Here is a 1784-nt window from a genome sequence, read left to right as displayed (position 1 = left end):
TGGTATCAATGCGACCAGATCGGCACGCCGCAGGAGTTGACCGACGAAGAGGGGCGCATTGCCTGGGCGGCGGATTACAAGGTCTGGGGCGAGGCAAGGGTCAGGGAGACGGCGCTTCGCACCGGGACGGATGATGGCTCCGTCCAGCGTCGTACAGGACATGGACCTATGGGTTGGGGTGAAGCAGCCAGCGCCCACCGACCCCCCGCCCACGTGGATCAACCCTTCCGGTTCCAGGGGCAGCAATTCGATGAAGAAACCGGGCTGCATTACAACCGGTTCCGGTATTACGACCCAGTGGTTGGACGGTTTGTTAGCCAAGATCCTATTGGGTTAAGAGGTGGAACGAACTTATTTACGTATGCGCCCAACCCAATCGATTGGTCTGACCCTTGGGGATTGACTGGAGCAAAAGGCACCCTTGACGGGAAAAATATTCCAAATAAATCTCAAACGGGTTTAAGCACCGGAGAGGGAGGCGGGGGAATTCATAATCCAGCCGTACAAGAAGCATATGACAACGTTCCCATGGAACACAGAACCCCAATTTACCATGGTGAATGCGCAGAAGCCGATGCCATGAGTAAAGCAGCAAACGCTGCTGGCATCACAACATTTGAAAAGTTAAAAGAGATGGTTGATGGAGCTATATCGAAGGTCTGGCGTAATGATAAGAAAATGAAGCCCATGCCAGCGTGCCCCTCATGTGCTCACGTGCAAAAACAACTTGGAATCAATGATGATTGCAAAAAATAATCCATTAACACCTCCAATCTAACAGCATGCCAAATATTTTACGCTCAGATATTACTGAAATCAAAAAACTAGAATCCAGATATAATTTGGACTCAATAAATTTTGAAGATATCCAATGGATTTTTCACGACTTCACAAAAGAAGTGCTATTGAAAAATTTATTTCCGAAAATAAAAATAGCAGAAGATGTTATTTCAAAAATCAAAGAATACAACAATGCAATTGAAAATTTTTTAATGGGAAAAATTTCATCGGACGAAATCAACAACATTGGCATAAAATCAATGCATGAGGCGGAAAGATTAGAAAACACCGAAAAAATCGTCATGAATTTTGCATCAAAAGGATTATGCGATAAGAAAAGAGCTTTTTTCGACGAACACGGAGGCTCAATGCATTTTCAATCTCTATTTTTTACTTTACAAAAAATAGAAAAAAACAACTTATGTATTGAATTTAGAAAATACGTTGAAAACCACCCTCGCATGAAGCAATATAGAAAAAAAAATCCATAGGAAAAAGCGATTACTCAATGACGGCAAATATAGGGCGAATTCAAAAGTGAAGAGCAACACCTGTCTCCCAAAGTGACGCTCCTTTTTTCATAGCAAACTGCCCTAGTATCCATTGCCCTTTAGCCCGATTTGGCTTGTAATCGCTGACCCGCAACCTTCTGCACCCCCGCGCACTGTTTTTTTCTCTCCCTCCCCTATGGGCAAGGTCTATATCGACGGTAAAGAGATGGTGTCGCAAGCGGTAGCCGGCACGGTGAACAAGCCGGACGACTTCGTGTTCCTGCGCAAGAAGGACACGCCGGGCACCGCGCCCTACCGCAACGACAGTGGCTCCATCGGCAACCCCGCGGGCTCCACCTTCCATTCAGGCACCGACGTGGCGACGGCCGAGACCCCTTGGAGCGCACGCTGTCACACGAGTACGACGAGCTGGGCCACCGCACCCGCACCACCCTGCCCGATGGTCGGGCGCTCGACTGGCTGCATTACGGCTCGGGCCACCTGCATCAGATC

General features: G+C 47.8%; 3 protein-coding genes. All 3 read left to right on the top strand.

Translation table 11 applies throughout. The features are described from left to right. On the top strand, positions 1-756 hold a 756-nt coding region (locus BLT03_RS23565; RefSeq protein WP_175537861.1), incomplete at its 5' end, for an RHS repeat-associated core domain-containing protein. Positions 757-782: 26 nt separating this feature from the next. Continuing rightward, complete coding sequence (locus tag BLT03_RS24330) at positions 783-1271, top strand: hypothetical protein (RefSeq protein ID WP_139160546.1); 489 nt, start codon at positions 783-785, stop codon at positions 1269-1271. 196 nt (positions 1272-1467) lie between these two features. Beyond that, positions 1468-1784, top strand: a 317-nt coding sequence (locus tag BLT03_RS24990; protein WP_245711543.1) for a hypothetical protein, incomplete at its 3' end; no start/stop codon positions are given.

Origin of the sequence: Paracidovorax valerianellae (assembly GCF_900102625.1) — a bacterium.
GTDB lineage: Bacteria > Pseudomonadota > Gammaproteobacteria > Burkholderiales > Burkholderiaceae_C > Paracidovorax > Paracidovorax valerianellae.
Note: the sequence above shows the minus strand (reverse complement) of the source record. Positions and strands in the feature narration are given on the sequence as shown.